The organism is Hymenobacter sediminicola (genome assembly GCF_014250515.1).
GTDB classification, from domain to species: Bacteria; Bacteroidota; Bacteroidia; order Cytophagales; family Hymenobacteraceae; genus Hymenobacter; species Hymenobacter sediminicola.
Window position 1 is genome coordinate 360,410 of sequence record NZ_CP060202.1, and the last position, 23,261, is coordinate 383,670.

Here is a 23,261-nt window from a genome sequence, read left to right on the forward strand (position 1 = left end):
TGAGCAATGGCTAAGAAAGTAGTAGCAACCCTGAAAACTCCAGGCGGCAAGGACTGGGCTAAAGTCATTCGTGCCGTGAAATCGGAGAAAACCGGTGCCTATACCTTCCGCGAGGAGATGGTGCCCGTTGACAAAGTACAGGATTACCTCGCCACCGGCGTTAAGTAATTCGGTGCCCCCTGTGGCAATCTGAATAAGTGAAGAAGTCCCGCCATCGTGGGACTTTTTTGCGTTGTAGCACGAAGCTCCAGCTTGGTGCCCTGTTGAGTGGCTGGCCTACTGCCCGTAATACGCCATCTGCTTTACCTCAGCAACGACGCGCGAAGCTGGAGCTTCGCGCAACATCCTGACCGAATGGGACTTTTCGATTTTTTCAAGAAGGATAAGGAAAGCAAGGAGCAGCAGCAGGCTCTTGATGAGGGACTGCAGAAAACCAAAACCAACTTCTTCGACCAACTCAGCAAAGCGGTAGTAGGCAAGAACACGGTAGACGAAGCGGTGCTCGATGACCTCGAAACGCTGCTCGTGCACGCCGATGTGGGCATCGACACAACGGTGAAGGTCATTGACCGGATTGAGAAGCGCGTGGCCCGCGACAAGTATGTGAATACGTCGGAGCTGGACCGCATTCTGCGTGAGGAAATCGTGGAGCTGCTGGACCGCAACAGCGCCGCTACCGGTTCTCGCGCCATTCTGGACCGCCCCGACAACACCGGTTCGCCGTTTGTGATAATGGTAGTGGGTGTGAATGGCGTGGGCAAAACCACCACCATTGGGAAGCTGGCGCACCGTTTCCACTCAGCGGGTAAGAAAGTAGTACTAGGCGCTGCTGATACCTTCCGAGCTGCAGCCGTAGACCAGCTTATCATCTGGGGCCAGCGGGTGGGCGTGCCGGTTATTTCGCATGGCATGAACACCGACCCGGCCTCGGTGGCCTACGATGCGGTGCAGAAAGGGGTGGAAATGGGCGCCGACGTGGTAATTATTGACACGGCCGGCCGCCTGCACAACAAGGTGAACCTGATGAACGAGCTGAGTAAAATCAAGCGCGTGATGCAGAAGGTAATTCCCGATGCGCCCCATGAGGTGCTGCTAGTACTTGATGGGAGCACCGGCCAGAATGCTTTCCTGCAAGCCAAGGAATTTACCAAGGCAACGGAGGTGTCGGCCCTGGCCATCACCAAACTCGACGGCACGGCCAAAGGCGGCGTGGTTATCGGCATCAGTGACCAGCTCCAGGTGCCTGTGCGCTATATTGGAGTGGGAGAGAAGATGACCGACCTGCAGCTATTCGACCGGCATACGTTCGTGAATTCGCTGTTTAAGAAATAAGGATTACTAAAACGGTCATTCCGCGCGAAGTGAGGAAGTAGGGTACATCGTTAAGCGGTAACCCCCGATTCCTCGTTTCGCGCGGAATAACCATTTATACCTGCCTCAACCTACCCATTGCCATGCGCCTACCCGCTGCCCTAGTCCTGTTGTTCTGGATGCTACAGTTTTCCTTGCAAGCCCAGACGATGCAGCAAAAAACCGTGGCTGGTCGCATTGAGCACATCGAGAGCTTCGCATCCAAACTGGTAGAGCCACGGACCGTGGATGTGTGGCTGCCAGCCAACTACGACGGGAAACGACGTTTTGCGGTGCTGTACATGCACGACGGGCAGATGCTGTTCGACAGTACCACCACCTGGAACCACCAAGCCTGGAACGTGGACGACGTGGTAACCCAACTGCAACGGGACGGGCAGCTGCAGGACGTGCTGGTGGTAGGCGTCTGGAATGCCGGGGCCCGTCGCCACGCCAACTATTTTCCCCAGAAGCCTTTTGAACAACTGACTACAGCGGAGCGCGACACCGTGGTTCAGCAACTGCGCCAGTCGGGCCGTAGTACCGAGCAGTTTCAGCCCAATTCCGACGCCTACCTCCGCTTTCTGGTAACGGAACTCAAGCCTTTTATCGACCGCAAATACCGTGTGTACTCCGACCGTCAGCATACGTTTGTGGCCGGCAGCAGCATGGGCGGGCTGATTTCGATGTATGCCCTGTGTGAGTACCCGGCCGTGTTTGGTGGGGCGGCCTGCCTCTCCACGCACTGGCCCGGGACATTCACGGTGCGCAACAACCCCATGCCCGCTGCCTTTCTGCGTTACCTGCGTACCGCCCTGCCTGACCCGCGCACGCACAAGCTCTACTTCGATTGTGGCGACCAGACTTTGGATGCGCTGTATCCGGCCATTCAACGTGAGGTAGATGCCGTAGTACAGGCCCGGGGCTATACACCAACCTCTTGGCAGACGCGCTACGTGCCGGGGCAAAACCACAGCGAAAAAGCCTGGAACCAACGACTTGATAAGCCGCTGCTGTTTCTGCTGGGTAAATAAACCAGCCAGATACTATTGCTACAGAGGTGCTCTGCGCAGACGTTAAGCGCATCCGTTGCCGCTCCAGAAAAGGAGGCGAAAACTACAGGGCCCGGCGCACAAAGAAACTTCCTCAGTAGGAAAAGGCGTTGCCTACTGCGTACCTTTGCGGTCCGATTTTCGTCGCGGGCCGTCGCGGGCAACTTTCTCACTGATAAGAAATTGCCCGGCCGCCCGCCTACCCAATCCAGCATGAAAGTAAGAAGCCAGCAGGCCAATAAAGTCAACGTCATCACCCTCGGCTGCTCCAAGAACATCGTGGACTCGGAGGTGCTTATGGGCCAGCTTCGCGCCAACCAGTTTGAGGTGACGCACGAAGCCGAACAGAGCGACGCCAACATCGTCATCATCAACACCTGCGGCTTTATCGACAATGCCAAGCAGGAAAGCATTGATACCATCCTGCGCTACGCCGACGAGAAGGAAGCCGGCAAACTGGACAAGCTTTACGTGACGGGCTGCCTCTCCCAGCGCTATAAGGACGACCTGGAGGTGGAAATTCCGCAGGTAGATGCTTTCTTCGGCACCTTGGAGCTGCCGCAGCTGATGAAGACGCTGGAGGCCAACTACATGCACGAGCTGGTGGGCGAGCGGCTGCTGACCACGCCCAAGCACTACGCCTACTTCAAGATTGCCGAGGGCTGCAACCGGCCCTGCTCGTTCTGCGCCATCCCGTTGATGCGCGGTAAGCACATGGACCGCCCCATCGAGGACTTGGTGAAGGAAGCCAACCGCCTCGCCTCCATGGGAACCAAGGAGTTGATTCTTATTGCCCAGGATCTGACCTATTACGGCCTGCAGCACTATGGCGAGCGGAAGCTGGCCGACCTGCTCCGCAACCTGTCCGACGTGAACGGCATCGACTGGATCCGGCTGCAGTATGCCTACCCCTCGCAATTCCCGATGGATGCCCTGGACGTGATGAACGAGCGGGACAACATCTGCAAATACCTGGATATGCCGCTGCAGCATATTTCCGATAACATGCTGAAAACCATGCGCCGCGGCATTAGCAAGCGTCGCACCGTGGAGCTGGTGGATACCATCCGGCAGCGGGTGCCCGACATTGCGCTCCGTACCACACTCATTGCGGGCCACCCCGGCGAGACCCAGCAGGATTTCGAGGAACTGTACCGCTTCGTAGAGGAAACTCGCTTCGACCGGTTGGGCATCTTCAACTATTCGCACGAAGACAATACGCACTCCTACACGCTCGAAGACGACGTGCCGGCCGAGGTGAAGCAGGACCGCGCCGACCAAATTATGGAGCTGCAGCAGGGTATTTCGATGGAGCTGAACGAGGAGCGCGTGGGCCAGACCCATAAGGTGCTGTTCGACCGCAAGGAAAGCGGCTACTTTGTGGGCCGCACTCAGTACGACTCGCCGGAAGTAGACAACGAAGTGCTGGTGCCTGCCACCAAAGACACCTACGTGCGTCTCGGCGACTTCGCACAGGTGCAGATTACGGAGGCCTCGGACTTCGATTTGTACGGCAAGCTGGTATAAGGTTCGGCTTGCCAGCTGCCAGGCGGACATACCAAGTGAATGAGCTTGTAGTAGCTCCCGGTGCCCCAAGTGCCGGGAGCTATTATTTTGTAACGCTTTGACTAGTAGATGGAAAATGCCAATCAGCAACCCCAACTAAAAATACCCAGTTACTTTGTGGCAGCTGGCTGGTTATAGCCCGATTATCCCTCTCTCGTATGTCCGTCACGACTCTCTCGTACGCCGAAACCGGCGCATTTTCTTCCCTGCTCACCGATTACCTGGCCCGTCACGAAGGCTTAGCTCCTTTCTATCATCGGTTCCCGACGCTAGAAGCATTTGGTGAGCAACTGCAGGAAAAACAGACGCACTACACCCCGGACGCCCGCCAGCGGCTGGTAGCAGCACTCCGGCAGCAGTACGCCACGCTACTGGCCGTGCACCCGGCCGTGCAGGCGAACATCGAGTTGCTTGCCAAGGACACGACGTTCACTATCACCACCGGCCACCAGCTCAATCTGTTTACCGGGCCGCTGTATTTCATCTATAAGATTGTGACGGCAGTAAAGCTGGCTCGCCAGCTGAAGGAGCACTATCCGCAGTACGATTTTGTGCCAGTGTACTGGATGGCTACCGAAGACCACGACTTCGCGGAAATCAACCACTTCAACCTGTTCGGCAAGAAATACGAGTGGAACGCCGCCGAAATAGGAGGCCCTGTAGGCCGCCTGCCGCTGGCCGGATTGAAAGAGGATTTATTGGACCAACTGCCTAGTGACATTCCAGCTCTGTTCCGGCAGGCGTATGAAGAATCGGGTACGCTGGCGGCCGCCACCCGCCGCCTCACCCACGACCTGTTCGGGGAGCTGGGTTTGGTAAGCCTTGATGCTGATGCTCCCGAGCTCAAGCAGGCACTGGTACCGGTGCTTAGAACCGAAATTCAGGAGCAGGCGTCCAACAAAGCCGTGCAGGCGGCTAATGCCCGTCTGGAAGCCGCTGGTTATAAGCCACAGGTGTACTCGCGTCCTATCAATCTATTCTTCTTGACCGACGCCGGCAAGCGGGAGCGGCTGGAGTACGATGCGGCCCAGGACTGCGTGCAGATTACGGTGCGCAATACCGGCCGCTGCCATACGCAACAGGAAGTGCTGGAGCTGGCGCAGCAGCATCCCGAGCAGTTTAGCCCGAATGTGGTGCTGCGGCCATTGTATCAGGAGTTGCTGCTGCCCAACCTGTGCTACATCGGGGGTGGGGCAGAAGTGGCATACTGGTTTCAGCTGAAAGGTGTATTTGAAGAAAGCGGGGTGCCTTTCCCGATTCTGCTGCTCCGCAACTCGGCACAGTACATCGGCAAGGCCAATGCGGCCAAGCTGCGCAAGCTGGGCCTGACTTCTCTGGATGTGTTCCGGCCGCTGCCCGAGCTCAAGAAACAGGTAGGTATCACGTTGGGCCAGGAAGAGGTGAGCCTGCAGCAGCAGCAGCAGCAACTGGCAGAAGCTTTCCGGCAGGTAGCCGATCTGGCGCAGCGCCTCGACCCAACGCTGGTGAAGACCGTAGCGGCCGAGCAGCAGAAAGTAGCTGGCATTGTAACGGGCCTCGAAAAGCGCCTGAGCAAAGCCGCTGAAGCCAAGCATGAAACCGCCTACAGCCAGCTCACGGCTCTCAAAGACAAGCTGATGCCGAACGGTCATCTGCAGGAGCGGGAAGACAACGTGTTGAGCATCCTCATCAATAACCCCGACTTCATCAACCAGTTGCTGGATGCCTTCGACCCGCTGGCGCTGGAGTTTACGGTGCTGGAAGAGGAGTAAGTAACAATGAAAGACTACGTGGCTGCGGTATATCCTGACAGTCAGTGGATAACGTGCCAGATGCGGGTGGCGTTTCAAACGTTTGGTATGCTGAAAACCGACTTGCGCCGCGCAGCACTAGCCCGCCGCCGCGCCCTTCCGGAAGAGGAAGTTACCCGTCGCAGTGACGAGCTGCGCAGGCAGCTTTTCCGTCACTTCCCGGTGGCAGAGTGGCAATGGCTCCATTTGTTTCTGCCGATTCCGCACCATAAAGAGCCTGATACCTGGCCCATCGTTATAGAAATCTGGGGTGAAGATCTGCCGGTGCAATTGGCTGTGCCCGTGGTACAGCCTGATGGCCAGACACTGCGCCACTACCACCTCACGCCCGACACCCAGCTTCTCGACAACAAATGGGGAATTCCGGAGCCAGTAAAAGCCCCGGAGGTGCTGCCGACACAGCTGGATGCCGTGCTTATTCCGCTGCTGGCTTTTGATGAACAGGGCCACCGCGTAGGCTATGGCAAAGGATTCTACGACCGATTTCTGGCCGAATGCCGGCCCGATACGCTACGTATCGGGCTGAGCCTAGAGCCACCGGTGCCGCGCATTGTTGATGCCTGGGACGGCGACGTACGCCTGCACGCCTGCATCACGCCAGAGAAAGTGTGGCGGTTCTGAGACGTGCGGACTATGCAATAAGCCGGAGCGCCAAGCCGTTGAGTGAATATCAATTCACTATATACCATTTGTGTCATGGCTGAAATCCAATCCTCCGCGCCGGCTGCTCGTGGCCACAAGCCTCGCATCAAGAAGAAAGCTTTCCGCCTCGACATGACACCAATGGTGGACCTGGCGTTTCTGCTGCTAACGTTCTTCATGCTGACCACAACGTTCAGTAAGCCCACCACCATGGACCTCACGATGCCGACGAAAGGGCCGGTTTCAGATGTGCCGGATAAAAACGCCCTGACATTGATTCTGGGCAAAGACAGCAAAGTGCACTACTTCTTCGGGCTGAACCGCGCCGACGTGGAGCAGCCCGAACTTCGTACGACCACCTTCAGCGCCGAAGGGTTGCGACAGGTGCTGCTCCGGCGCCAACGGCAGCAGCCGGCTCCTTTTGTGCTCATCAAAGCTGGCCCTGATGCAAAATACCGCGACCTGGTAGATGTACTGGATGAAATGAACATCACCGACCAAGGCAAATACGCGCTGGTAGACTTCACCTCTGCTGATCAGGAGCTACTGGATAGTAATTCCCTATAAAGCGCTGTTTGTAATGTAAGCGTTTGTCAATCAGATGAATGGATGTGAATCTGCGCCATTTGTCTGACTTGCTATTCCTTAGCTACTTAGGGCGCAAAGCTGGCAGCACCTCTACCTGCGAAATGCGGGCCTGCCCCCACGGGGCCACACTAATGTGTACTTGTAGCGGCTGCTGGCGCCGAAGCTTGCGTCGGGTTTCTTCAGGCACGTAGTAGCGTTCCAGACCGTAGCGCAGGCGCATACTGCGGCGCCACGTATCGGCCACCCAGCCGCGCAATACCGTTTGGCCCGGTGCCGTTTCTGGCCGCTCCGGATATACTGCCACAGCTTCGAACACCCCGGCACGGGGCTCCAAAACTACATACACGGGGTCTTTGCGGCGGGGCAGCGTGCTACCTTTCCACAGATGACCCGGCAGCAGACTAATGGTATAGTTCAGCTCTACATAGTCGCTGAAGCGCAGGTCGCGCGGGTCAACGGGTGTGGTGCGCAACAGCACCACGCTCCCGAAACGGCCGGTAGCGTAGCCGGCCGCTGCTACCGCTAGCACAAACAGTAACTGCGCGCCCACTAGCCACAGCAGCCACCGCTGCCGGTGCGGTTTGGGGAGCGGAGGGTGGCGTACGGCTACTGTGTCGTTGTTCGGCGCCATGGGGAGAGGTGTGCTCATGGCTGGCCGGGAGTTTCGGGAGAGGAAAATGTGTGCGCGGCGCGCCGGCGCAGAAACCAGCTTAGGCCCAACAGCAGCGAGCCGCCCAGCAGGAAAAACAGCGACTTATCCATGAAGCCCCAAGTGAGCTTGAAGTAAGCTACAGCCGTCGTCAGGATGAACAGCACCGTGCCCAGCGTCACCCGGTCCTGGTTGCGCTCCTGGTGGGCGCGCCACAGCACGGCCCCCGAATAGGCATAGAGCACCACCAGCGTGGCTATGGCCAGTGGCAGCCCACCCGGTAGGTAGAAACCTGGCAGTAGCAGCAGCCAGTCGGTGGCACTGCCCAGGCGGCCGCGGCGCTGCTTACCCCAAAGTGAAAGCGCCAGCACCGCGCCCAACACCCCCAGATACGCCAGCAGCGGCGGCCGCAACTCTCCGGTATAAGTATCCGACTCGCCGAACAGTGCCAAGCCTAACGTAAACAGGAAGGCCGCTACCAGCGGCGGACCCTGCATAGCACGGCCGGCGGGCCGGTCTTCCTGCCAGTCGCCGAGGGCGTAAATCAGCATGGCCGGGCCGAAGAACCAGGTGATTTTAATGTGCAGGAGGCTGACCAGCAGTGCGGTTTGCCAGAGCAGGCCGGTAGCCAGCACCGCGCCCAGCAGCGAGTCGGGGCGTCGCCACCAGTAGTAGCCCAGTCCGCCCGCCGTGAGCACCGCCGTCAGGTAGCTGAACGCGCCCAACTGGCCTGTGTTATAGCCTTGCACGATACCGCCAATAGCCACTGTCAGGATGAACAGAAAGCGGCTGCGGTACACCCATGTCAGGGCCACGCCAGCCACGGCCCAAGCTACCAGCCCCGTTAGGTCGTAGCCGATGAGCTGATACATCTGGCTGGTCAGAATAATGCTGATGCCGAACAGCAGCAGCCCCAGCCCCACCAGTCCCATGCCCAGCGACTCATACTGGCGGCGCAGGAAGTACTCGGCCCCGGCGTAGGTGCCGGCCAGTGAGCCCAGCAGGAGTCCCAGCCGCACTGCTTCGGGCAAGCTTTGCCAGTTGGCTGCTACCAGGCTTAGCGCACTCAGTAGAATCAGGAGGCTTCCGAGTAGCGGCAGCAGCCCGATAGCCGGGCGCTCCTCGGGATACAGCGCCAGCAGCTGCGCCCGCTGCGCCTCCGTCACGATGCCCTGCTGCACCCATTCCAGCCCGTCTGTTTCCAGTAGTTTACGACTCATAACTGCTGCAACTTACGGAGGATGGTGCAATGTGGGAGGTTAAGGTCGAGTTACAGCAGGTAGGCGCTTCAGGTCGTGGCTGGCCAAAGAAGCATCGGTTTTTAGCTGATGGTTTTGGAAAAAGGTGTGCAGAGCCAGTAGTCGTTGACGGTTGTTGTAGCGGCATGTCCAATAGAGCTTGGTCTGGCATTCGGAGCAAAGGCGGTTTGGTGTACCGTCAGTTTCCGCTAGACTATTGGTGCCGTTCATGGCGCAGCGCGCGAAGGTGCAGTGGCGCAGGGAAAACATGTGTCCCAGCTCGTGGGAGGAAAGGTTGAGCAGGCGGGTTAGGCAGCGGGTGTAGTTGGCCGCTGTCAACCGGGTATCCTGCAGCCGATACAATGAGGTAACTCCCACACGGTCTGGGTACGAGGCCAGCCCGAATACGTAGTTCCACTCAGGCTTCGGATATAGGTCTCGGGGGCTAAGAGCCATTAGTGCCAAGCCATCGGGCGGTAGCTTTCCGGCGAGGTGGTGCGTGAGGATGTAGGGAGCCAGAAGTTGCTCCTGCCCCTCAACTCCCCGGCGCCGGGCCACCTTCGGCACAAACGTATCCGGTACCGCCGCCAGCAGTGTCACCGGCAGCTGAAAGAAGTGCTGCAGATACTGCCGAGTAGCCTCCAGCACCTGCTTCTGCAGCGGTGAAAAGTGTCCAATCGGCAGCAGATACAACGTCCGATGTACCGAATCTGGTCGGGTAATAGCCAAATCTTGGTACTGCTCCAGCGTTTGGCCCGGCTCGTGGTTCTCATGTCGCCACTCACCGGGCCGAGGCGTTTTCAACGGCTGGTCATTGGCTTTGATAGCATCGAAATACGCTCGCGCTTCTGCCGAAAATTCTGGGTAACTGGGCCAACCACACGCCAGTGCTAAGCTGATGCCTACCAGACCTACTACTCCCCAAACCAGCCGAAGAAGTCGACGGAATACTAAGAAGCCAGACACTATATTCTACCCCCGTTTCCAGGCGCGCGTCATTTCGCGCTTGCCTACCGGGCCGGGCACCTTTTCAACCAGCCAGCCGGCAGCTTTCAGGCTGCGCCGAAACGAGCCTTTGGCGCAGTAACTCACTAGGCAGCCACCGGGCGCAGTAGCCGCATACAACTGGGCAAATACTTCATCGGTCCACATGTCGGGCTGCTTCTCCGGCGCAAAAGCATCAAAGTAAATAACCTGATAGGTGTCCTCAGCCAGCAGCGTATCCTGCAGGGCGCCGGCCATTTTCAGCAGCGCAAACTGCGGTGTGAGAGCTACCGGTGTACCCCACGAGGCGGCATGAATCTGCTGATGGTAGTCGAGTAAGTCGGGGTTCAGCAGGTAGCGTTCCGCGCCTAGTTGCTCAATAATGGCTTCCGAAAGCGGGTATTTCTCGATAGTGTCATAGAAGATGGGCTGGGCACTGTCTAAGCTGCGCTCCAGCGTAAGCAGCGCATTCAGGCCCGTCCCGAAACCCACTTCCAGCACCCAAACCATGCTCGTTGCTTTCGAGAGAACCGGCTCTAGGCCGGCCGCCAGATACACGTGCTGGGCTTCCTGTACCGCACCATGCGTGGAATGGTAGTGCTCATCCAGGGCTGGCACATATAGCGTGCTTGAGCCGTCGGCGGTAGTGCGGACTTCTACTTTAGGGTTGGACATTGGGGGAAGCGTGGAAATGGGGGAGTGGAAGCGGGTACGGCGCGGCGCCCGGAAAAGATGTTGCAAAAGGAAGCAAGAAGAAGCTACTGAACCGCCCAGCCTGCAAGCTGTGCGTATGTATGCCATCCGCTTTTCTTTTGCCCCAGATACATGGCTCGCGTTAAAGTAAATCTACCGGAAACTTTCCTGTTTTCCATCGAAATGCCCGTCCGGATTACGGACCTCAACTACGGCGGCCACCTCGGCAACGATGCGCTGCTCAGCTTGCTGCACGAAGCCCGTGTGCAGTTTCTGCGTCACGTGGGCCTTACCGAGTTCGACCCTGCCACCGGGCGCGGCACCATCATGGCCGATGTGGCCATTGAGTACAAAGGCGAGGGGTTCTACGGCGACGTGCTGCACATCCAGATGGCCGCCGATGACCTCTCGAAATACGGTTTCGACGTGGTGTACCGGGTGCGCACGCAAGCTGGCCGCGAAATAGCCCGCGCCAAAACCGGCATGCTCATGTTCGACTACAAAGCCCGCAAACTGCAGCTGCTCGGCGAGGAAGTTGCCGGTCGGCTGCGCGGTGAAGCAGGTTAGCGCTGGCGGGTGGTTTTCGGGGTTACATTAGCCCGAATGAAACGACGTGCTTTTCTGCTCTGCTTATTGTTCTTGTTTGCAGGGCGGCGAGTCTTCGGGGAGGCATTCAAGAATGGTACGGTAGAAGACTTTCTGGGGGCGGCCCTGCTGCTTATGTTCGGTGCTCCGGTTGCCATCGGGCTGGGCGTGTACGGGCTGTTGCGCCTGACCGACTACGAGCACACCGCCAATCTGGTGATAACAGTGTTTCTGGCCTGTTTGGCGTGGTGGTTTGGGCTGTTTATCTTGTTTGATATGCCCGCCAATCCGGGCCGCTTCTGGTTTATAGAGCTGTGCATGAGTGCAGGAGCCGCGGCCGCCGGCTACTACGGAAGCCGGGAGGAGAAATCTGATGCGTAACGCCCTTTGTAGCACCCGGAAACTGTGGGCGCTGGGCCTGGAAGCAGAAAGCAGCTTGCGCGGCGAATAGCAGCTATTTGCGGAGAAGCACAACGGCTGCCTCACTTCTACAGCACGTGCTGGCTGACCGCGTACCCGAGAATAGCAAAAACCGGGAACCCAACTGCCTCTGGCGTTGTATCTTTGCGCTATGATGATTGAACTGCCCGTAGTTTCCAAGCGCGACATCCGCAAACTCACCCCCGACGAGCTCAAGACCTTTATGGTGGAGCACGGCGAGAAGCCGTTCCGTGCTAAGCAGGTGAGCGAGTGGCTCTGGAAGAACACGGCTGGCTCGTTTGAGGAGATGAACAACATCTCGCTGGCCACGCGCGAGTTGCTAGCCCAGCACTTTGTCATCAATGGCGTGCAGGTGCAAAACCAGCAGCTCAGCAACGACGGCACCATCAAATCGGCATTCCGGCTCTACGACGGCAACATCGTGGAAGGCGTACTGATTCCGCACGATACGCGCATGACGGCCTGCATCAGCTCGCAGGTGGGCTGCTCACTTACGTGCAAGTTCTGCGCAACCGGCTACATGGAGCGCAAGCGCAACCTCGACGCCGCCGAAATCTACGACCAAGTGGTGCGCATCAAGGAGCAGTGCGAAGCCCAGTACGGCACGCCGCTCACCAACATCGTGTACATGGGCATGGGCGAGCCGCTGCTCAACTACGCCAACGTGGTGAAAAGCATCGAGCGGATTACGGCGCCCGACGGCCTGAACATGGCGCCGCGCCGCATCACGGTCAGCACTGCCGGCATTGCCAAGATGATCAAGAAGCTGGCCGACGACGGCGTGAAGGCCAATCTGGCCCTTTCGCTGCACGCGCCCAACGACACGAAGCGCAACGAAATCATGCCCATCAACGAAGCCAACTCGCTGGCCTCGCTGAAGGACGCGCTGAAGCATTACCACCAGGTAACGGGCCGCAAAGTCACCTACGAGTACATCGTATTCGAAAGCTTCAACGACACGCTAGAGGACGCCGAGGAGCTGTTCCAGATTTCGAAATGGATTCCCTGCAAAGTGAATCTCATTGAGTACAACCCCATCGAAAACGCCGACTACAAAAACACCGGCGAAGTGAAGCTGATGGCGTTTCTGAAGTATCTGGCCGACCGGGGCGTGCAAACCAACCTGCGTCGCTCGCGTGGCAAAGACATTGACGCTGCCTGCGGACAGCTGGCCGTGAAAGAGAAGCCGGAAGTAGCGGCCTAATTTTCCGTCACTTCATCCAGGCCCATCTGCATCAGATAGTTGGGGCACTGGTCGGCCAACAGCAGGCCTATTTTGCGCCCCACGGTTTCCATGTGGCTGTTGTTCTGGATCTGCTTCAGGCCATAGTAGTTGGATAAGGCTTCCAGATGCTTGAGCATAGCGCCCTGCATGGCGTTTTCGATGACTTGCTTCCGCTCGGTCTTAGGGCGGCTGGAAATGGCCGATTTTGCGTTTTCGGTATCCAGCCGCTGGCAGATTTCAGCAGAAACGAGCATCAGCACCGGCTTCTCTTCCGGCGCAATCGTCGGCTTATCCTTCATGGCCGATACGCCCACCGACGCGAACAACTGCTGACTAAGCGGGCAGTTTTGCAATAGCACCACTACCACTTCGCGCCCCACCATTTCCCCGAACTTGCGCGGCTTACTTACTTTATTGGCCTTCATGATAGCCGCCATTTCATCAATATGGTCCTGCATGCTGGTTTGCAGTACATCCGTGAGCAGGGCCTGGCCTTCCTCGGGAGAGAGTTTATTGAGCGGCTTCTTTTTCTCTTCTTCGTTGAGCTTGTTGCAGACTGACTGCGAAACGTGCTGAATAAATAGCTTCTGGCCTTTCAGCGTATCGGCGGCTGTGGGAGTAGCATAAATGCGCCCCGAGAGGAGAAGTAAGGCGGATAACAGCAGAGTAGATAGTGTTTTCATCCTTGCAAGATAGCGCACCGAAACGAACCCGCCCGCGCTTTGCAACTGCTTGGATAAATTTTTTTGACCGTTGCCGACGGGGCAGTACCAGCCTATGCTGGCTCGGAAAACGGCGCAACGAATGTGGCTTACTTTGTTGCTATTGCCTGCTCGCTAGTTCTTCCAGCGTCCTTCGGAGCGGGGGCGGCCCGTCGTAATTTCCTCCTTTGATTCGCCCTCCGGTACTTCGCGGGTTTCGATGCGGACGGCGTGGGCCTTTGGCTGCACTTTCTGCCCGAAACCGTCGGCAAACTCCTGGGTGAATTCGGCCCCGAAAAAGATAATGAGCGACGAGTAGTTCACCCACAGCAGCAGCAGAATGGCCGAGCCCGCTGCCCCGAAAGCCGAGCCCGGATTGGCATAGGCTATGTAAGCCGCAATCAGGTACTTGCCCAGCATAAAGAGCAGCGCCGTAATGAACGCCCCGATGCCCACGTCGCGCCATCGGATGATGGCATCGGGCAGGAACCGGTAGATGAGGGCAAACAGCAGCGAGGTGATGAAGAGCGACAAACTGAAGTCAATCAGCCGGATCAGGATAATCGTAACTTCGGGCAGCAGCCGTTGCAGATAGTCGGTGAAGACGGAGAGCATGGCGCTGATAACGAATGAAATAAGCAGTAGTAGAGCCACGCTCAGAATCAGGCCAAACGAGAGCAACCGGTCCCGCACGAACTGCCAGATACCGTTGCGGGGCTTCACTTTCAGATTCCAGATGTCGTTGATGCTTTCCTGCAGCGTCACGAAGAAGGTAGTGGCGGCGAAAATGAGGGTGCCGATGCCGATGATGGCCGCCGCACCGCCTTTCTGCTGCTTGGTAAACTCGGCAATGGAATCCTGCAGAAACTTGGCCGAATCGGCCCCGACGAAGCCTCGTAACTGTCCGTAGACCTGGCCGGTTACGGCTTCGCCGCCATACATGGAGCTGGCCACCGTAATGACGATGAGCAGCAGTGGCGGCAATGAGAAAATGGTGTAGTAGGAGAGGGCCGCCGCATGGCGAAACGAGTTATTGACCATGAACTCGGCAGCGGTAGTTTTGAAGATATTGACGATATCAGAGAAGCGGTAGTGCGTGGCCATAAAGCAGAAAAATCAGGAGCAGAAGCTCTGGTAGTACGGCCGGATGGCAAAGGCGTTCGGTTGAGCTGGCCGAATCGGGCACTTATGCGTAGAACAGACGGCTTCATCCGATTCTCAAAACCTGCTGCTTATGCCTCGTTCTACTCGCTCTTTTTCCACTAGCCGATTCCTGTTTTTGCTTATTCCAGCAGCGCTGCTGGCGGGCCTGAGCGGCTGCAACCCAACTGCCGACAAGCCGGCAGCGGCTACCACAGAAGTGGCTGCCGCCGATAGCACGGCCTCGTATCCGGCCGCCGACGGCTTCGACCGGGTAGGCTCCGATGATCAGGCGCTGGCCCTGGCCGACCGGGTGATGCAACACATGGGCGGCTATCCGGCCTGGCAGCAGACTCGCCTGCTGGGCTGGGACTTTCTGGATGGCTCCTACCAGCTCTGGGACAAGCAAACCGGCGACTTCCGTTGGCAGAAAGACAGCTTGGTGGCGCTCTATAACTTAGGCACTAAGCAAGGGCGTGTATACCGGAGCGGCGAGGATATTTCGGCTACGCCCGACGGCCGGAAGCTGCTGGAAAACATGTACCCGATTTGGGTGAACAACTCGTGGTGGCTGCTGATGCCCTTCAAGCTGAAAGACTCCGGCGTTACGCTCACTTACCAGGGAGCCGGCAAATTCATGGATAGTACCGCCGCCGAAGTGCTCAATATGAGCTTCCGCAACGTAGGCGTGACGCCTGACAACCGGTACCAGCTATTCGTGAACCCCAAAACCAGCCTCGTGGAAGAGTGGGCCTACTACAAAGAAGCCAACGACTCGCTGCCCGCCTTCCGCCGCCGCTGGTCCGACTACCGCCGCTACGGCAAACTGCTGCTTGCCTCCGACCGCACCGATGGCAAAGACGGCCGCCACCTCGACCACATTGTGGCCCTGGACTCTGTGCCGGCCGGCATCATGACGAATCCAAAGCTGATACAACCTCTATAGTCCCTAAATGGCTACGGCTGTGCGCTGAACTGCCACGTCAGGGTTTCGATGGGTGCCTTGCGTAGCGCGGTGGCCAGTTCCCCATCGTCCTGGAACTGGAGCTGCCGTACCTGCAGGGCCTCCACACTCACGTCAAACTGTTTGTCCCGGAACGGCCAGGGGTGCACCGTTACGGGGCCATCAGGCTGAGGCTGCTGCACCTCATAGCGCTGCCCGTTGGGGCCGGTATATATTTCGAGGGCGCGGCCCATTTCCGGTAGTTCGTGCCGGCATAGAATCAGGCTGAGCCGGTCGCACCAGTGTAGCAGGTCGTAGGCCTGGCGGGCTTCGGCCTTCGTGACTTTTAGCTCCCGCAGCCATTTTTTCTGCTGCGCCTGCTGCTCATCCAGAAAAGAGGCCAGCTCCTTTTTTTCGTCGCGCAGGTCTTCGTAGAGGGTGCTCAGGTGCATGCTGGTGAGCAGGCTGCGCCAGCGCCCCTGGAAGCGGGCGGCCTGCATCAGGCGTGTGGCCTGTTCCAGCGAAAAGTCCTTCATCGTGAAGTTGGCGGGTGCGCCCGCCGCCGTAATGCCGTAGTGTCCGTCCCAGTGCTGCTGCTCATCGTCGTGCTGAGCGGTGGCCGCCAGCAGACCCACCCATCGGTCGGGCGGGCCCAGCGGCGGCCATTGCCAAGCCAGCTGGCTTGCTAGCAGCGCATGCATCTGCTGGTAGATGATCTGCCAGCCATCGGGCGTATGATTGACTATCATGGCGGTGGTGATGAGGGAGTGAGGTAGCCGATAACAGGAACGCACCAATTGCCGGCAGGTTTACTACGGATGCGCCGAAAACGAAAACGCCCCACCGGCTAGGGTGAGGCGTTGTGCTTATGAAGTGGAAGGCTGTTACTTCAGCACCAGCGCTTCTTTCAGGTGTAGCAGCATGTCGTCGGTCATGCGGTTCAGGTCGAAGCCGGGCTGCCAGTTCCAGTCTTGGCGGGCTTGGCTGTCGTCGATGCTGGCGGGCCAGGAGTCAGCAATCTGCTGGCGTGAGTCGGGCTGGTACGTCACCCGGAAATCGGGGTAGTGGCGCTGAATGCTGGCCGTAATTTCAGCCGGCGAGAAACTCATGGCACCTAAGTTGTAGCTGCTGCGCACCTTGATGTTCTCGGTCGGTGCATGCATCAGGTCCAGGGTAGCTTTCAGCGCGTCGGGCATGTACATCATCGGCAAGTAAGTGTCCTCTTTCAGGAAGCACTCGTAGGCCTCGCCGGCCACGGCCTTGTGGTAGATGTCCACGGCATAGTCGGTGGTGCCGCCGCCGGGCAGGCTCTTGTAGCCGATCAGGCCGGGGTAGCGCAGGCTGCGCACGTCCAGGCCATGCTTGCGGAAATACCACTCGCACCACTGTTCGCCAGCTAGTTTGCTGATGCCGTACACCGTGTTCGGGTTCATGACGGTAAGCTGGGGCGTATTTTGGCGAGGTGTATCGGGGCCAAACACGGCAATACTGCTGGGCCAGTACACCTGCTGCACGCCTAGGTCCACGGCTGCATCCAGCACATGAAATAGGCCATCCATGTTCAGCTGCCACCCGAATTTTGGGTTCTTCTCGGCCGTAGCCGACAGCAGCGCGGCCAGATGGTACACTTGCTTGGGCTTATACTGGCGTACTACTTCTTCCAGGCGGGACTTATCCAGTACGTCCAGCAGCTCGAAGGGGCCGGCTTCCAGGGTTTCGGCGTCTTTGGGCGCGCGTACGTCGGCGGCTACCACGTTGGAGGCGCCATAGATCTGACGCAGCTCGTGGGTGAGTTCTAAGCCAAGCTGACCGCCGGCGCCAATAACAAGAACGGTGTCGCCGGGGGTGGTGGGAGAGGTGCTGGAAGTTGCCATGGGCAGAAGTAGGGGGGGAAGTAGGTGGTGGGGCCCGCAAAGATACGGGAGCCGCTGCTTTTGGTGACGGTGCCGCGCTTCTATCGGCCGCGCGGTTCGGCGCGCCCTGCAACCCTGGCCAGCCCTTGTGCTATCTTGGCGCTACCATATCGTTTGCTTTATGCGCACCATCTTTTTTCTATTCCTGTCTCTTCAGCTGGCCGTAAAGGGCACTGCCCAACCAGCTTCAGCAACCCCACCCGTCTACCGCAACCTAGTGATGGAAGGCGGGGGCATCCGGGGCATAGCCTACGGCGGGGCACTAGCCGAGCTGGAGCAGCGGGGCGTGCTGGCCGGTATCCGGCGGGTAGGTGGCACTTCGGCCGGGGCCATTCAGGCGGCGCTGCTGGCCGTAGGGTACTCGCCCAAGGAGATTATCGAGGTAATGAACAACACGCCGGTACAGCGGCTTAATGATGGCCGGCTTATCTTCTTCGGCGGCAGCACCCGCCTCATTAAGCAATATGGCTGGTACCGCGGCGACCAGTTTACGCAGTACCTAAGCGAGCTGGTGGCGCGCAAAACCCACGACCCGAACCTTACGCTGGGCCAGCTCCACACCCTGGTTCGGCAGGACTCGCTGCACTACCGCGACCTATATACCACCGGCACCAACCTCACTACGCAACGGGTGCAGGTGTTCAGCCACGAAACTCACCCCGATATGCGCGTAGCCGACGCTGTGCGCATCAGCATGAGCATTCCGCTGTATTTCCGGGCCGTATTGCTCGATAAGCAGGGCCACGTGGTGCGGCAGCCCGCCAAAGGGCAGGCTGTGGAAGTGCTGGTAGATGGCGGGCTGCTGGCGAATTTTCCCATCGATTTGTTCGACGACGCGCGTTACCTGAGTGCTTTGGCATCGGACACGCTGCCGGCAGCCGGCCCGTTCGCCAACCCCGAAACCCTGGGCCTGCGCCTCGACCGGCCCGAGCAGCTACCTTATGACCGCCAGCCCGGCGGCCGGCAGCAGCTCGCGCCCTACGCCATTCAGGATTTCGGCTCGTATATGGGCGCGCTCTACAACGTGGCTATCGAAAACCTGAATCCGGCCCGGCCCGGGGACTGGGTCCGCACCATCAGCATTAGTACGGCTGGCTTCAACCCCAAGATAAAGCGGATGTCGGCGGAGCAGAAGCAGCAGCTCATGGACAGCGGACAAGCGGGCGTGCAGGCATTTTTTGCGCGGTAATCTTGTTGGTCGTTCTGCGCTCCGCTCAGGATAGCAGATAGTATCTTTGCCCAACTTCCTCCCACTCACCGAATCACTAGTTTACCACGCAGTCTATGTACACCACCCTCCAGCCCGACCTCACCCAGCAGCTTCAGGAAATCAAGGATGCCGGCCTTTACAAGAAGGAGCGCATCATCACAAGCCCACAGGGTGCGGAAATTGAAACGCAGGAGGCAGGCGAGGTGCTGAACTTCTGCGCCAATAACTACCTGGGCCTGTCGTCGCACCCCGAGGTGGTGAAGGCCGCCAAGGAAGCTATTGATACGCACGGCTACGGCATGTCGTCGGTGCGCTTCATCTGCGGTACCCAGGATATTCATAAGCAACTGGAAGCCAAATTGGCCGAGTTTCTGGGCACTGAGGACACCATTCTGTATGCCGCTGCCTTCGATGCCAACGGCGGGGTGTTCGAGCCGCTCTTCAACGAGCAGGATGCTATTATTTCGGATGCCCTGAACCATGCTTCCATCATTGATGGGGTGCGGTTGTGCAAGGCCCAGCGCTACCGCTACGCGCACAACGATATGCAGGACCTAGAGCAGCAGCTGCAGGATGCCGTAGCGAAGGGCACGCGCCACCGCATTATCGTTACGGACGGGTCTTTCTCCATGGACGGCACCATCGCGCAGCTCGACAAAATCTGCGACCTGGCCGACAAGTACGAGGCGCTGGTAATGATTGACGAGTGCCACTCAATGGGTTTCCTGGGCAAAACCGGCCGCGGCACGCACGAGTACCGCAATGTGCTCGGCCGCGTCGATATCATCACGGGCACGCTCGGCAAGGCGCTGGGCGGAGCCATGGGCGGCTTTACGTCGGGCCGCAAGGAAATCATTGACATGCTGCGTCAGCGCAGCCGCCCCTACCTGTTCTCGAACACGCTGGCCCCGGCCATTGTAGGGGCCAGCCTGCGGGTGTTGGAGTTGCTCACCGAAAGCACCGAGCTGCGCGACCGGCTGGAAGAAAATACGAAGTACTTCCGCGAGAAGATGACAGCGGCCGGCTTCGACATCAAGCCCGGTGAGCACCCGATTGTGCCCGTTATGCTGTATGACGCCAAGCTAAGCCAGGATTTCGCGGCCAAGATGCTGGAAAAAGGTATTTACGTGGTGGGGTTCTACTTCCCGGTAGTGCCTAAAGGTCAGGCCCGCATCCGGGTGCAGCTCAGCGCCGCCCACACCCGCGCCCACCTCGACAAGGCCATTGCCGCCTTTATTGAAGTAGGCAAGGAGCTGGAAGTGCTGAAATAGCCCCGCCGTGGCGCTGATGCCCCGCACCGGAAATGCCCGCGCGACACGCGTGGACGCTTCCGGTGCGGGGCATCATTGTGTAGTTACGGCTGGCGAAGTGCCAATACCTGTTGTTCGGTAAGCTGAGCCGTGAAAACCGGCGACTCTACTACATGGGAGCCTAGTTTGGCCACTGCTTTACAAGGTGTTGGAATGGAACCCCGAAAGAAGGTGTACACATCTATATCCATTGCCATGTAGGAGCGCGGAGGCAGTGTGTCCTGCCAAAAACTGTTACCACAGACGCTGAAAGGCAGTGTTTTGAAAGATTTCCACTGGCCGTCCGACTGAAAGAGCAGGGTTATACCGGTTACGGTATCGTCGGAACGTTCAATCTCAATAGGCGCAGGGTCCGGATTGACCAAGTAAATGCGCGCATACTGCACGCCGAACCGCCCCTGAACCAGCAAATCGGGCAGTGTTCTTAGTTGAATCCCATCCGACGCCTGTACTGCAAGCGCCTCGCGTAGTTGCGGCGTTAGAGCACCCTGCTCCTTGAACCAAGCGCTGTGCCCCAACTCATAATACGGCTTCTGAGAAACTACCGCAGAAGGTGCAGCAGATGCTGCCGTATTCGACTGGGCAAACACCGGTGGGAGTGTGCTACATAGAATAGCGGATAGTAGAGGTAGGAGCTTATAAAACATATAGTTATAGCATTGCGGATTGCTACGCCGCTACTTCTGCTGCCGAGGAAGTCGGGGAGGAAGCGGCTGGCTTGGGCGCGGCATCAAACAGGAACTCATTGAGGCGGGCACGCAGGTCGGCGGGCGCCAGGTTGCGGAACACTTCACCACCGCGCACCAAGGAAATCTGGCCGGTTTCCTCGCTCACTACCAGCACCACCGCATCAGTTACTTCTGTGAGGCCGATGGCCGCGCGGTGACGCAGCCCCAAGGCCGCCGGAACGTCAGGGTTTTCGCTCACGGGCAGAATGCAGCGCGCTGCTTTGATGCGGCCCCGGCTGATAATAACTGCCCCATCATGCAGTGGGGAGCTTTTATTGAAAATGCTCAGCAGCAGGCGTTTGCTTACGGCAGCGTCAATTAGGTCGCCCGTGTCGCCGAAGGGCTTGAGGTCGGAAGCCAGGCTGAAAGCAATGAGCGCGCCGGTCTGCTTACCGGCCAGACTTTTAGCGGCTTCCACGAAGGGTGTCACGCTGAGCCGCTCGGCCGCCTCGGTGTCGCGGCGCCACGGAAACACGCGCATCCGCTCAAAGGCCGTGGCCTTACCGATATTGAGCAGAAACCGCCTGATTTCCTGCTGAAACAAAATGATGCCAGCCAATACGCCCACACTCATAAACTGCCCCAGAATGCTAGTCAGCAGCTCCATGCCGGCAGCTTTTACTACCAGATAGAACAGGTAGATGGACATAAAGCCCAGGAAAATCTTCAGCGCCACGCTCCCTGTTAGCAGCTTATACAGCTGATAAAACAGCACCGTGACCAGCAGAACGTCCACGACGTCTATCCAGCCAATGCGCAGGAAGCCGATGGAGAAGGAGCCAATCACGACGAGAGCTGCGGGTAAGTGGTGGAAACAAGCTGCACGGTTTGCACGGCTTCCGCCACATCATGTACGCGCAGCAGCCGCGCCCCGTTGAGCAGCGCCAGCGCATTGACGGCAATAGTACCCGTAAGGGCTGCATCGGGCGAGAGGCCAAGCGGCTTGTACACGAGTGTTTTCCGCGAAAGGCCCGCCAGAATGGGCAGCCCCAGCACCCGCAGCTCTGGCAGCCGCCGCAGCAGTTCGTGGCTTTGAACTGGCGTTTTAGCAAACCCGAAGCCAGGATCCAGCACTACATCTGTAACGCCAGCAGCGCGCAGTATGGCCAGCTTGTCGCGGAAGTAGCGCACCATTTCCAGCACAATGTCGCCCTCGTAATGGGTCTGCTGGGCCATAGTCTGGGGGGTGCCACGCATGTGCATAAGGATGTAAGGCACGCCCAGGCGGCCGGCCGTGGGCAGCATCTCCGGGTCCAGCTCACCGCCGCTGATGTCGTTGAGAATGTCGGCGCCGGCCGCCACTGCTTCTGAGGCCACGCCGGACCGAAACGTATCGGCGGAGAGAATTGCTTCCGGGAAAGCGCGGCGCACGGCTTCTACAGCGGGCAGCAGGCGGCGCTTCTCCTCGTCTTCCGAAATATCCTCGGCGCCAGGTCGGGAAGAGTAGCCGCCCAGGTCGAGCACAGCGGCACCAGCCTGTAGCATGGCTTCGGCCCGACGCAAGAGTTCATCTGTGCTGCCAATCCGGTTGCCCTCGAAGAACGAGTCTGGCGTCAGATTCAGGATGCCCATCACCTGCGGCCGGCGCAAATCGAGCACTCGTCCGCCGGGGCAGCGCAGGGTTTGCGCAGCCGGGAAACACGTATCTTGCACGGCCTGGAGCATGGTTTCGGGCGGAAAGGAACGTTGGGCAGCGCGGAGCATTCCGCTGGCTAACGTTGCAGTGGTACTTACATTACTTACGAGCGAGATACTTCGCTACGCTCAGCACGACGGGCGGTGCGGTTTCTCAACAAAATAGGCTGAAAAACTTGGAGAATCAAACCCAGCACGACTACGACCGGATAATAGCGCAGTGCCGCACCCTGTTTCTGGCTAAAACCCACGACTACGGCACGGCTTGGCGCATTATGCGGCTGCCGAGCATCACCGACCAGATTTACATCAAGGCCCAGCGCATCCGCAGCATCCAGGAAAAGGGCACGCAACTGGTGGCCGACGACGTGGATGGCGAGTTCGTGGCCATCATCAACTACTGCGTTATTGCCTTGATGCAGCTGCGCCTGCCCGCTGATGCGCCGTTGGACCTGGCCCCGGAAGAAGTAGCAGCGGCCTATGAGGAGGAAGCGGCCGAAAACCGCCGTCTGCTGTTCGCCAAAAACCACGACTACGGCGAAGCCTGGCGGCAAATGCGGATTGAAAGTATCACCGACATCATTCTGATGAAGCTGCATCGCACCAAGCAGATTGAGGACCTGGCCGGCGCCACCCGCGTATCGGAAGGGGTGGAGGCCAACTACCGCGACATGCTCAACTACGCCGTGTTTGTGCTCATTAAGCGGGGCTGGGCCAGCGCTGCACCCGTTCCGCCAGCCGCAAGCAGCCACTAGCCCCAGCGCTGCGTATTTGATGCGTGGCCGGAAACAGTGCTTTGGCAGTGCTGTTTACTGGCGGGTTTGCAGTTTCTTTGCTTTACTTACCCGCGGCAACCGCCTGTTGCAGAGCCGTGCCCG

At 58.6% G+C, this 23,261-nt stretch carries 25 protein-coding genes; 14 read left to right on the plus strand and 11 right to left on the minus strand.

From position 1 onward, the window contains the following. The first annotated feature begins 6 nt into the window (after positions 1 to 6). The 7 genes from H4317_RS01530 (at position 7) to H4317_RS01560 (ending at position 6,967) form a co-directional block, all read left to right on the plus strand. Positions 7 to 168, plus strand: coding sequence for a DUF4295 domain-containing protein (locus H4317_RS01530; RefSeq protein ID WP_071843814.1), 162 nt, complete (start codon positions 7 to 9; stop codon positions 166 to 168). A gap of 186 nt (positions 169 to 354) precedes the next feature. Beyond that, positions 355 to 1,332: a signal recognition particle-docking protein FtsY gene (gene ftsY / locus H4317_RS01535; protein ID WP_185888444.1), complete on the plus strand. Its 978-nt coding sequence runs from the start codon at positions 355 to 357 to the stop codon at positions 1,330 to 1,332. A gap of 122 nt (positions 1,333 to 1,454) precedes the next feature. Further along, positions 1,455 to 2,384: an alpha/beta hydrolase gene (locus H4317_RS01540; RefSeq protein ID WP_185888445.1), complete on the plus strand. Its 930-nt coding sequence runs from the start codon at positions 1,455 to 1,457 to the stop codon at positions 2,382 to 2,384. 231 nt (positions 2,385 to 2,615) lie between these two features. Further along, complete coding sequence (rimO, locus tag H4317_RS01545) at positions 2,616 to 3,929, plus strand: 30S ribosomal protein S12 methylthiotransferase RimO (RefSeq protein ID WP_185888446.1); 1,314 nt, start codon at positions 2,616 to 2,618, stop codon at positions 3,927 to 3,929. A 197-nt stretch (positions 3,930 to 4,126) separates the two neighbouring features. Then, complete coding sequence (gene bshC / locus H4317_RS01550; protein ID WP_185888447.1) at positions 4,127 to 5,719, plus strand: bacillithiol biosynthesis cysteine-adding enzyme BshC; 1,593 nt, start codon at positions 4,127 to 4,129, stop codon at positions 5,717 to 5,719. A 6-nt stretch (positions 5,720 to 5,725) separates the two neighbouring features. After that, entirely contained in the window at positions 5,726 to 6,379 is a 654-nt protein-coding gene (locus tag H4317_RS01555; protein WP_260625771.1) for a 5-formyltetrahydrofolate cyclo-ligase, read from the plus strand. Positions 6,380 to 6,454: 75 nt separating this feature from the next. Then, positions 6,455 to 6,967 carry an ExbD/TolR family protein gene (locus H4317_RS01560; RefSeq protein WP_185888448.1) on the plus strand — a complete coding sequence of 171 codons (513 nt, stop codon included), beginning with the start codon at positions 6,455 to 6,457 and terminating at the stop codon, positions 6,965 to 6,967. Between the two features lie 82 nt (positions 6,968 to 7,049). Here H4317_RS01560 and H4317_RS01565 read toward each other — a convergent pair whose 3' ends face one another. The 4 genes from H4317_RS01565 to mnmC2 are packed head-to-tail and all read right to left on the minus strand — an operon-like array spanning position 7,050 to position 10,534. Next, a complete protein-coding gene (locus H4317_RS01565; RefSeq protein ID WP_185888449.1) occupies positions 7,050 to 7,637 on the minus strand; it encodes a GDYXXLXY domain-containing protein in 588 nt (195 codons plus the stop codon). Then, positions 7,634 to 8,857, minus strand: a complete 1,224-nt coding sequence (locus tag H4317_RS01570) for a DUF2157 domain-containing protein (RefSeq protein WP_185888450.1) — start codon at positions 8,855 to 8,857, stop codon at positions 7,634 to 7,636. Before H4317_RS01570 ends, H4317_RS01565 begins: the two co-directional genes overlap by 4 nt. Positions 8,858 to 8,896: 39 nt before the next feature. Beyond that, a complete protein-coding gene (locus tag H4317_RS01575; RefSeq protein ID WP_185888451.1) occupies positions 8,897 to 9,841 on the minus strand; it encodes an archaemetzincin in 945 nt (314 codons plus the stop codon). A 6-nt stretch (positions 9,842 to 9,847) separates the two neighbouring features. Beyond that, complete coding sequence (mnmC2, locus tag H4317_RS01580; protein ID WP_185888452.1) at positions 9,848 to 10,534, minus strand: tRNA (5-methylaminomethyl-2-thiouridine)(34)-methyltransferase MnmC2; 687 nt, start codon at positions 10,532 to 10,534, stop codon at positions 9,848 to 9,850. Positions 10,535 to 10,684: 150 nt separating this feature from the next. Here mnmC2 and H4317_RS01585 point away from each other — a divergent pair, with 150 nt between their 5' ends. The 3 genes from H4317_RS01585 (at position 10,685) to rlmN (ending at position 12,782) form a co-directional block, all read left to right on the plus strand. Beyond that, positions 10,685 to 11,119 (plus strand): thioesterase family protein, encoded by a 435-nt coding sequence (locus H4317_RS01585; RefSeq protein ID WP_185888453.1) that lies wholly within the window; start codon positions 10,685 to 10,687, stop codon positions 11,117 to 11,119. 36 nt (positions 11,120 to 11,155) lie between these two features. After that, the gene (locus tag H4317_RS01590) at positions 11,156 to 11,518 is read left to right on the plus strand and encodes a hypothetical protein (protein ID WP_185888454.1); all 363 of its coding nucleotides are present in this window, start codon (positions 11,156 to 11,158) and stop codon (positions 11,516 to 11,518) included. A 193-nt stretch (positions 11,519 to 11,711) separates the two neighbouring features. After that, positions 11,712 to 12,782, plus strand: a complete 1,071-nt coding sequence (gene rlmN / locus H4317_RS01595; RefSeq protein WP_394368198.1) for a dual-specificity RNA methyltransferase RlmN — start codon at positions 11,712 to 11,714, stop codon at positions 12,780 to 12,782. Here rlmN and H4317_RS01600 read toward each other — a convergent pair. Continuing rightward, entirely contained in the window at positions 12,779 to 13,486 is a 708-nt protein-coding gene (locus tag H4317_RS01600) for a hypothetical protein (protein WP_185888456.1), read from the minus strand. The two genes, rlmN and H4317_RS01600, sit on opposite strands and share 4 nt — an antisense overlap. A 153-nt stretch (positions 13,487 to 13,639) precedes the next feature. After that, complete coding sequence (locus tag H4317_RS01605) at positions 13,640 to 14,608, minus strand: YihY/virulence factor BrkB family protein (protein ID WP_185888457.1); 969 nt, start codon at positions 14,606 to 14,608, stop codon at positions 13,640 to 13,642. 130 nt (positions 14,609 to 14,738) lie between these two features. Between H4317_RS01605 and H4317_RS01610 the strand changes: the two genes are divergently transcribed. Further along, positions 14,739 to 15,590: a hypothetical protein gene (locus tag H4317_RS01610; RefSeq protein ID WP_185888458.1), complete on the plus strand. Its 852-nt coding sequence runs from the start codon at positions 14,739 to 14,741 to the stop codon at positions 15,588 to 15,590. 11 nt (positions 15,591 to 15,601) lie between these two features. On the opposite strand, the gene H4317_RS01615 is transcribed toward H4317_RS01610, so the two are convergent. Then, positions 15,602 to 16,336 carry a DUF3891 family protein gene (locus tag H4317_RS01615; protein ID WP_185888459.1) on the minus strand — a complete coding sequence of 245 codons (735 nt, stop codon included), beginning with the start codon at positions 16,334 to 16,336 and terminating at the stop codon, positions 15,602 to 15,604. A gap of 135 nt (positions 16,337 to 16,471) precedes the next feature. Beyond that, positions 16,472 to 17,461, minus strand: coding sequence for an NAD-dependent epimerase/dehydratase family protein (locus H4317_RS01620; protein WP_185888460.1), 990 nt, complete (start codon positions 17,459 to 17,461; stop codon positions 16,472 to 16,474). Positions 17,462 to 17,621: 160 nt separating this feature from the next. Between H4317_RS01620 and H4317_RS01625 the strand changes: the two genes are divergently transcribed. Both H4317_RS01625 and kbl read left to right on the plus strand, forming a co-directional pair. Further along, complete coding sequence (locus tag H4317_RS01625; protein WP_185888461.1) at positions 17,622 to 18,689, plus strand: patatin-like phospholipase family protein; 1,068 nt, start codon at positions 17,622 to 17,624, stop codon at positions 18,687 to 18,689. A gap of 95 nt (positions 18,690 to 18,784) precedes the next feature. Further along, positions 18,785 to 19,981: a glycine C-acetyltransferase gene (kbl, locus tag H4317_RS01630; RefSeq protein ID WP_185888462.1), complete on the plus strand. Its 1,197-nt coding sequence runs from the start codon at positions 18,785 to 18,787 to the stop codon at positions 19,979 to 19,981. Positions 19,982 to 20,064: 83 nt separating this feature from the next. On the opposite strand, the gene H4317_RS01635 is transcribed toward kbl, so the two are convergent. Genes H4317_RS01635 through folP form a run of 3 tightly spaced genes read right to left on the minus strand, consistent with a single transcriptional unit; the run spans position 20,065 to position 22,452 of the window. Beyond that, positions 20,065 to 20,667, minus strand: a complete 603-nt coding sequence (locus tag H4317_RS01635) for a hypothetical protein (protein WP_185888463.1) — start codon at positions 20,665 to 20,667, stop codon at positions 20,065 to 20,067. A 22-nt stretch (positions 20,668 to 20,689) separates the two neighbouring features. After that, the gene (gene cdaA, locus H4317_RS01640; protein WP_185888464.1) at positions 20,690 to 21,535 is read right to left on the minus strand and encodes a diadenylate cyclase CdaA; all 846 of its coding nucleotides are present in this window, start codon (positions 21,533 to 21,535) and stop codon (positions 20,690 to 20,692) included. Next, positions 21,532 to 22,452 carry a dihydropteroate synthase gene (gene folP, locus H4317_RS01645; RefSeq protein WP_260625773.1) on the minus strand — a complete coding sequence of 307 codons (921 nt, stop codon included), beginning with the start codon at positions 22,450 to 22,452 and terminating at the stop codon, positions 21,532 to 21,534. Before folP ends, cdaA begins: the two co-directional genes overlap by 4 nt. A 107-nt stretch (positions 22,453 to 22,559) precedes the next feature. On the opposite strand from folP, the gene H4317_RS01650 reads away from it, so the two are divergent. Beyond that, positions 22,560 to 23,138 carry a DUF1599 domain-containing protein gene (locus H4317_RS01650; protein ID WP_185888465.1) on the plus strand — a complete coding sequence of 193 codons (579 nt, stop codon included), beginning with the start codon at positions 22,560 to 22,562 and terminating at the stop codon, positions 23,136 to 23,138. Positions 23,139 to 23,261 lie beyond the last annotated feature (123 nt).

Coding starts and splice junctions, on each gene's coding strand:
- H4317_RS01530 (WP_071843814.1), top strand. CDS start 7: ATGGCTAAGAAAGTAGTAGCAACCCTGAAAACTCCAGGCGGCAAGGAC.
- ftsY (WP_185888444.1), top strand. CDS start 355: ATGGGACTTTTCGATTTTTTCAAGAAGGATAAGGAAAGCAAGGAGCAG.
- H4317_RS01540 (WP_185888445.1), top strand. CDS start 1,455: ATGCGCCTACCCGCTGCCCTAGTCCTGTTGTTCTGGATGCTACAGTTT.
- rimO (WP_185888446.1), top strand. CDS start 2,616: ATGAAAGTAAGAAGCCAGCAGGCCAATAAAGTCAACGTCATCACCCTC.
- bshC (WP_185888447.1), top strand. CDS start 4,127: ATGTCCGTCACGACTCTCTCGTACGCCGAAACCGGCGCATTTTCTTCC.
- H4317_RS01555 (WP_260625771.1), top strand. CDS start 5,726: ATGAAAGACTACGTGGCTGCGGTATATCCTGACAGTCAGTGGATAACG.
- H4317_RS01560 (WP_185888448.1), top strand. CDS start 6,455: ATGGCTGAAATCCAATCCTCCGCGCCGGCTGCTCGTGGCCACAAGCCT.
- H4317_RS01565 (WP_185888449.1), bottom strand. CDS start 7,637: ATGAGCACACCTCTCCCCATGGCGCCGAACAACGACACAGTAGCCGTA.
- H4317_RS01570 (WP_185888450.1), bottom strand. CDS start 8,857: ATGAGTCGTAAACTACTGGAAACAGACGGGCTGGAATGGGTGCAGCAG.
- mnmC2 (WP_185888452.1), bottom strand. CDS start 10,534: ATGTCCAACCCTAAAGTAGAAGTCCGCACTACCGCCGACGGCTCAAGC.
- H4317_RS01585 (WP_185888453.1), top strand. CDS start 10,685: ATGGCTCGCGTTAAAGTAAATCTACCGGAAACTTTCCTGTTTTCCATC.
- H4317_RS01590 (WP_185888454.1), top strand. CDS start 11,156: ATGAAACGACGTGCTTTTCTGCTCTGCTTATTGTTCTTGTTTGCAGGG.
- rlmN (WP_394368198.1), top strand. CDS start 11,712: ATGATTGAACTGCCCGTAGTTTCCAAGCGCGACATCCGCAAACTCACC.
- H4317_RS01600 (WP_185888456.1), bottom strand. CDS start 13,486: ATGAAAACACTATCTACTCTGCTGTTATCCGCCTTACTTCTCCTCTCG.
- H4317_RS01605 (WP_185888457.1), bottom strand. CDS start 14,608: ATGGCCACGCACTACCGCTTCTCTGATATCGTCAATATCTTCAAAACT.
- H4317_RS01610 (WP_185888458.1), top strand. CDS start 14,739: ATGCCTCGTTCTACTCGCTCTTTTTCCACTAGCCGATTCCTGTTTTTG.
- H4317_RS01615 (WP_185888459.1), bottom strand. CDS start 16,336: ATGATAGTCAATCATACGCCCGATGGCTGGCAGATCATCTACCAGCAG.
- H4317_RS01620 (WP_185888460.1), bottom strand. CDS start 17,461: ATGGCAACTTCCAGCACCTCTCCCACCACCCCCGGCGACACCGTTCTT.
- H4317_RS01625 (WP_185888461.1), top strand. CDS start 17,622: ATGCGCACCATCTTTTTTCTATTCCTGTCTCTTCAGCTGGCCGTAAAG.
- kbl (WP_185888462.1), top strand. CDS start 18,785: ATGTACACCACCCTCCAGCCCGACCTCACCCAGCAGCTTCAGGAAATC.
- H4317_RS01635 (WP_185888463.1), bottom strand. CDS start 20,667: ATGTTTTATAAGCTCCTACCTCTACTATCCGCTATTCTATGTAGCACA.
- folP (WP_260625773.1), bottom strand. CDS start 22,452: ATGCTCCGCGCTGCCCAACGTTCCTTTCCGCCCGAAACCATGCTCCAG.